Below are 5,810 nucleotides of genomic sequence, written 5' to 3'. Positions count from 1 at the left end.
ACAAGTTTCGCTATTTGCAACTAGAACTCAGCCGTCGCTGTTCGCTCGTCCATTGGAGCTACGATTTGCTTCCAGAAACGCTTGTATGACTCTCGCACCCTCAAGTGTAAAGTTTTATATCTGGATTCAACACTTCTGCGTTGAATCATCATGCTATACCGATTCATAACTTGCTCCTCTTCCTTCGCGCTTGTAATCCTAACTGTCACTAAGCATTTTTATAATGTGCAGGGCAAGCTGTTCTTTGATTTCTCGGTGACGGGGAATGGGTTGGGAGATTTTAGTTCGGGGGTTTTGATACCAGTCATGTTTGCCACCATGACGGATAAAGATGCATCCCATTTCATCAAGTCTTCTTATGAGATCTCGGCGTTTCACGATACTTCAAGCTCAGCTACTCTCCGAACAGAAGGGATAACTCCACTCGTTAAGTCTTTATGAAGATCAATGAGATTTTCCCGTAGCTCAACTTCAGTCTCGCCTTGAGTCCAGTAGTCAGGATATTCTTCAAGGTATCCTATCCACATATTCTCAGACTGCCAGTAAATAAATCTTTTCTTCTGCATATTAGTAGGTTCCCTTCCTAGCAGGCTAGTGAAGCATTAGATGCCTGTATTTAATAAAATTGGCAAAATTTAAGTTTGCTATAGTCAAGAGAAAAACTTAGAAAATTTGTTTTTTTACCTCTTTTCTTCGCGAGAAAAATTCTTTAAGGCACTTCTATCTTCAGATTATTTTACCACAAATCAACCCTTGCAGTACCCTAGGAAGAGCAGCCCTGCTGCGGACCGACCCTTGACTAGATAGATCGCCGTCATGACCTTTTCAGCCATCGTCCGGGGACTCAGCCGATCGCCCCTTACCCAGGACCTCCTCGGTAAACTCGCCACCCATCGCCACCTCCGCCTCACCGGGGCCTCCCGCCTTGCCAAAGGATTGGTCACCGCCGCGATCGCCCAAGCACAAGAACGATCGCTCTTGGTCATTACCGCCACCCTCGAAGAAGCCGGACGCTGGGCCGCCCAACTCGAAGCCATGAACTGGGCCACCGTCCACTTTTACCCGACCTCCGAAGCCTCTCCCTACGAAAGCTTTGACCCCGAAGGCGAACTCACCTGGGGCCAACTGCAAGTCCTCGCCGACCTAGTGCAGGCCCACGCTAACCCAGAGGCGACCCCCCCCAAGGCGATCGTCACCACCGAACGCGCCCTGCAAACCCTCCTGCCCCCCGTCGTCCCCTTTGCCCAGCACTGCCTCCACCTGCAACGCGGCCAAGAACTTGACCTGAAAACTCTTGGTGATACCCTCACCCGTTTGGGCTATGAGCGCGTACCCCTAGTCGAAACCGAAGGCCAGTGGAGTCGGCGCGGCGATATTGTTGACATTTTCCCCGTCTCCGCCGAACTGCCCGTGCGGTTGGAATGGTTTGGCGATGAACTGGATAAGATTCGCGAATTCGATCCAGCGGTGCAGCGATCGCTCGATGATATCCCCCAAGTCTTGCTCACCCCAACCAGTTTTAGCCCCATGATTGATGAGGTGCTGGGCGAGGGCGAGTTTAATCAAATTGATCGCTATGCAGCCATTGATCCTGAAAAACCTACCCCTACAGGTATTTATCGCCATTTGGGATTGGCGTTTCCGCAACCAGCATCCCTATTAGACTATTTGCCTGCGAATACGCTGGTTGCATTGGATGAACCGGAACAGTGTCGGGCACACAGCGATCGCTGGTTTCAACAAACCGAAGAACATTATCAGGAGGTGCTGGTAACGATTCAGGATCAAGGCAATCTAGAAATGCCGGCGCTGCATCGATCGTTTGCAAATTGCCTAGAAGATTTAGCCCGGTTTGAACGTCTCGATCTCTCCGAAATCGCTGAAGATGGCAATACTACCGCACCCTATACCTTGAACTTGGCCAGTCGGCCTGTCCCCATTACCCCTCACCAGTTTGGCAAACTAGCGGAAATGGTGCGTCAGGAACGCGATCGCGGCTTTGGGGTCTGGCTGATTTCGGCCCAACCGTCGCGATCGGTAGCCCTGTTACAGGAGCATGATTGTCCCGCCCAATTTATTCCCAACCCTCGCGATTATCCTGCTATTGAGAAACTCCAAATTCAACACGTTCCTGTGGCCCTTAAGTATTCCGGCCTCGCCGAATTAGAAGGCTTTATTTTGCCAACTTTTCGGTTAGTCATTATTACCGATCGCGAATTTTTTGGGCAACATTCCCTGGCCACCCCCAGCTATGTGCGTAAGCGGCGTCAGGCCACCTCAAAACAGGTTGATCCCAACAAGCTGCAACCGGGGGATTATGTGGTTCACCGCCAGCATGGGATTGGTCGCTTTATCAAGCTAGAAAGTTTGACTCTCGATCGCGAAACCCGTGATTATCTGGTGCTGCAATATGCCGATGGTTTGCTGCGCGTCGCGGCGGATCAATTGGGGTCCCTATCGCGCTTTCGACGGATCGGCGATCGGCCCCCGGAACTGAACAAAATGTCCAGCAAAGCCTGGGAGAAAACCAAGAGCAAGGTCCGCAAATCGGTCAAGAAATTGGCCGTGGATTTGCTCCAGTTATACGCCCAGCGATCGCAACAAAAGGGGTTTGCGTTTCCCAGTGACACACCCTGGCAAGAGGAATTGGAAGACTCGTTCCCCTACCAACCCACCCCCGATCAACTGAAGGCTATCCAGGACATCAAGCGTGATATGGAAAGTGAGCGGCCAATGGATCGGCTGGTTTGTGGTGATGTCGGTTTTGGGAAAACCGAAGTGGCAGTGCGGGCAATTTTCAAAGCAGTTACGGCGGGAAAACAAGTGGCTCTCTTGGCTCCCACAACAATTTTAACGCAACAGCATTACCACACACTCAAGGAACGGTTTGCCCCCTATCCGATCCAGGTGGGCTTGCTCAATCGGTTTCGCACGGCGGAGGAACGTAAGGATATTTTGCGGCGGCTGGCGACAGGGGAACTCGATGTGGTAGTTGGCACCCATCAACTATTAGGTAAAGGGGTTAAAATTCGCGATTTGGGTCTGCTCGTGGTGGATGAGGAGCAGCGGTTTGGGGTGAATCAAAAGGAAAAGATTAAAACCCTAAAAACCCAGGTGGATGTCCTCACCCTCAGCGCGACGCCGATTCCCCGCACACTCTACATGGCCCTTTCTGGGATTCGTGAGATGAGTTTGATTACGACGCCTCCCCCCTCGCGGCGACCGATTAAAACTCACTTGGCGGCCTATGATGCGGAAGTGGTGCGATCGGCGATTCGTCAGGAACTCGATCGCGGCGGTCAGGTTTTCTATGTAGTGCCACGAGTAGAGGGAATTGAGGAGCGCAGTGCGAAGTTACGGGAAATGTTGCCGGGGGTACGCATTGCCATTGCCCACGGGCAAATGCCGGAAGGGGAATTAGAGGCAACGATGCTCACGTTTAGTAATGGCGATGCCGATATTTTGGTCTGTACAACGATTATTGAATCGGGGTTGGATATTCCCCGTGTAAACACGATTTTGGTAGAGGATTCCCAGCGGTTTGGGTTGTCGCAATTGTATCAATTGCGCGGTCGTGTGGGACGGGCCGGAATTCAAGCCCATGCCTGGTTATTTTATCCCCGTCAGGAAACCCTTTCGGATGCAGCGCGGCAGCGGTTACGGGCGCTTCAGGAGTTTACCCAGCTAGGGTCTGGCTATCAGTTGGCGATGCGGGATATGGAAATTCGTGGGGTCGGTAATCTGCTGGGGGCGGAACAGTCAGGTCAGATGGAAGTGATTGGGTTTGATCTGTATATGGAGATGTTGGAAGAGGCGATCGCGGAGATTCGCGGTCAGAAGATTCCGACGGTGGATGATACGCAAATTGATCTGAATCTAACGGCGTTTATTCCGACGGATTATATTCCCGATTTGGATCAAAAGATGAGTGCTTATCGGCGGGTAGCGGCAGCGGTTTCGCGGGAGGAGTTAACCCAAATTGCGGCGGAATGGAACGATCGCTATGGCCCAATTCCCACACCTGCACAACAATTGCTGCGGGTGATGGAGTTAAAACAAGTGGCGAAGAAGTTGGGCTTTGCGCGGATTAAACCGGAAGGGAAGCAACATGTGGTGTTGGAAACGCCGATGGAGGAACCGGCCTGGAAGTTACTGAAGGACAATTTACCGAATCATCTCCAGGGTCGTTTTGTCTACAGTCCCAGTAAGGTGACGGTGCGGGGCCTGGGGGTGCTCAGCGCAAATCAGCAGTTGGAGAATTTATTGGATTGGTTGAGTAAGATGCAGGGGGCGTTGCCGGAGTTGGCCATTGTGGGATAGGGAAAAGGAAGTTACAGAGATCAGTTAGACAATCATCGTAGAGGCGAAATGACTATGGAACCGTTAACGTTGGCGGCAAGCGCGATCGTGCCGTTACTCTTTCAGGAAGCGGTCAAGGCGGGGGGTGTGGTGCTCAGCGCGAATCAGCAGTTGGAGAATTTATTGGATTGGTTTAGTAAGATTCAGGGGGCGTTGCCAGAGTTGGCGGCGGTGGTTTAGCAACAAACTTCTTTCTTGGGTTGCGTATAGGCAAAAAGTCAGAGTATTACGCCCCAGCAATATGGCTTAAGCCTGTCGTACTGCAATCTAATATGGGTAGACTCCCTGATACTGATTGGAGGCAACGATGAGAGTCAAGATATAGATAAAAGCTTAATGATTTGGTTAGATAAGTAAAACTCTCCGCTCCTACGGTCTGGTCTAGGCAAAACTCTCTGCCCCTACAGTAAACGTAGGGGCTTTCTGCTGCTATTTACGTTTCCGCTTGCCACCAAAAAGCTTGTAAACCCCATATCCAATGGCTCCGGCAGCAGCAACAGGAGCCAAGGCCACTACCGCAGTACCCGCGAGGGCACCCCCACCAACTGCACTACCGATAGTAGCTAAAGTACCCATAATTGCAGCACCAGATGCACCGCCAGCTACGGTTGCCGCCCCCGCTCCTGCAACACCAACAGCAGCACCAATGCCTGTAGCTGTTCGTGCTGCTGCGCGAGCATCACGTTCTTCTACCTCTAAACCTGCTTCATCTTTAAAGAGGGTATTGTTAATAATCTTAGCCCCAGCGAATGCTGGCCCCGCAGCGAGGACGGCTGGACCTGCGGCCATACCCCCACCAATTACACCACCTGCGGCAGCAAGACCAGAAGTGATACCAGCGCCTGACGTTGCCGCTACAGTCAAACCTGTTGCCGTAGTTACTGCACTTGCTGCTGCTGCACCAGTAACTGCAACACTAGCTGCTGTGCCAGCAGTAGAAGCCGTCTTTGTGACGCGGTCCTTGCCGTCCCTATGTCCCTGGCTGTCCATGCTTTCCTTATCCTTAGTTATGGAGCTACTAAAGATAAGTAAGCCCACTAGCATGAGGAAAAATCTACGAATAATTACGGATATTGTTATGCATACGCAGCGATTTTCAAAAAAATGCGTATATCCTCTTGTACTTGATAGTGGGAGCCTCAGGCAGAGGATACATTGACAATCTTGCTCAACCCTAGCCCTAAAGGCCAGCTTAGATAACCTGAGTCCAGCTCAAGGCTGCTCTCTAGAGAGTTTGGCAGCGATCGCGATCGCTAGCTCATGAATAAGCATCTCTAGGATCACTATCCTAATCGCAGAACTAGGAAGCCTCTACGGGTGGGGAACCTTGTAATGTTTCTTTCTCTATCAACTTGAGCGCCGTGTTCCTTACTCCCTGCCAATAAGCTATTTCCTCTTGGAGAGTCATATCCTTAATTTCCTCATAGATCTGTCGGCTAGCTAAACGCTTC

General features: G+C 51.3%; 4 protein-coding genes. 2 read left to right on the top strand and 2 right to left on the bottom strand.

Annotated features, from left to right (window positions below; all coding sequences use genetic code 11):
* Nucleotides 1-198 precede the first annotated feature (198 nt).
* Nucleotides 199-378, bottom strand: coding sequence for a type II toxin-antitoxin system HicA family toxin (locus ACWIUF_RS13165; RefSeq protein ID WP_448572878.1), 180 nt, complete (start codon nucleotides 376-378; stop codon nucleotides 199-201).
* Nucleotides 379-816: 438 nt separating this feature from the next.
* On the opposite strand from ACWIUF_RS13165, the gene mfd reads away from it, so the two are divergent.
* Nucleotides 817-4,320, top strand: coding sequence for a transcription-repair coupling factor (mfd, locus tag ACWIUF_RS13160; RefSeq protein WP_448572877.1), 3,504 nt, complete (start codon nucleotides 817-819; stop codon nucleotides 4,318-4,320).
* Nucleotides 4,321-4,374: 54 nt separating this feature from the next.
* Entirely contained in the window at nucleotides 4,375-4,539 is a 165-nt protein-coding gene (locus ACWIUF_RS13155; RefSeq protein ID WP_448572876.1) for a hypothetical protein, read from the top strand.
* A 249-nt stretch (nucleotides 4,540-4,788) separates the two neighbouring features.
* On the opposite strand, the gene ACWIUF_RS13150 is transcribed toward ACWIUF_RS13155, so the two are convergent.
* The gene (locus ACWIUF_RS13150; protein WP_448572875.1) at nucleotides 4,789-5,349 is read right to left on the bottom strand and encodes a hypothetical protein; all 561 of its coding nucleotides are present in this window, start codon (nucleotides 5,347-5,349) and stop codon (nucleotides 4,789-4,791) included.
* Nucleotides 5,350-5,810: the final 461 nt, after the last annotated feature.

Source organism: Trichothermofontia sp., from assembly GCF_053493415.1.
Note: the sequence above shows the minus strand (reverse complement) of the source record. Positions and strands in the feature narration are given on the sequence as shown.

Coding starts and splice junctions, on each gene's coding strand:
- mfd (WP_448572877.1), top strand. CDS start 817: ATGACCTTTTCAGCCATCGTCCGGGGACTCAGCCGATCGCCCCTTACC.
- ACWIUF_RS13150 (WP_448572875.1), bottom strand. CDS start 5,349: ATGGACAGCCAGGGACATAGGGACGGCAAGGACCGCGTCACAAAGACG.
- ACWIUF_RS13155 (WP_448572876.1), top strand. CDS start 4,375: ATGGAACCGTTAACGTTGGCGGCAAGCGCGATCGTGCCGTTACTCTTT.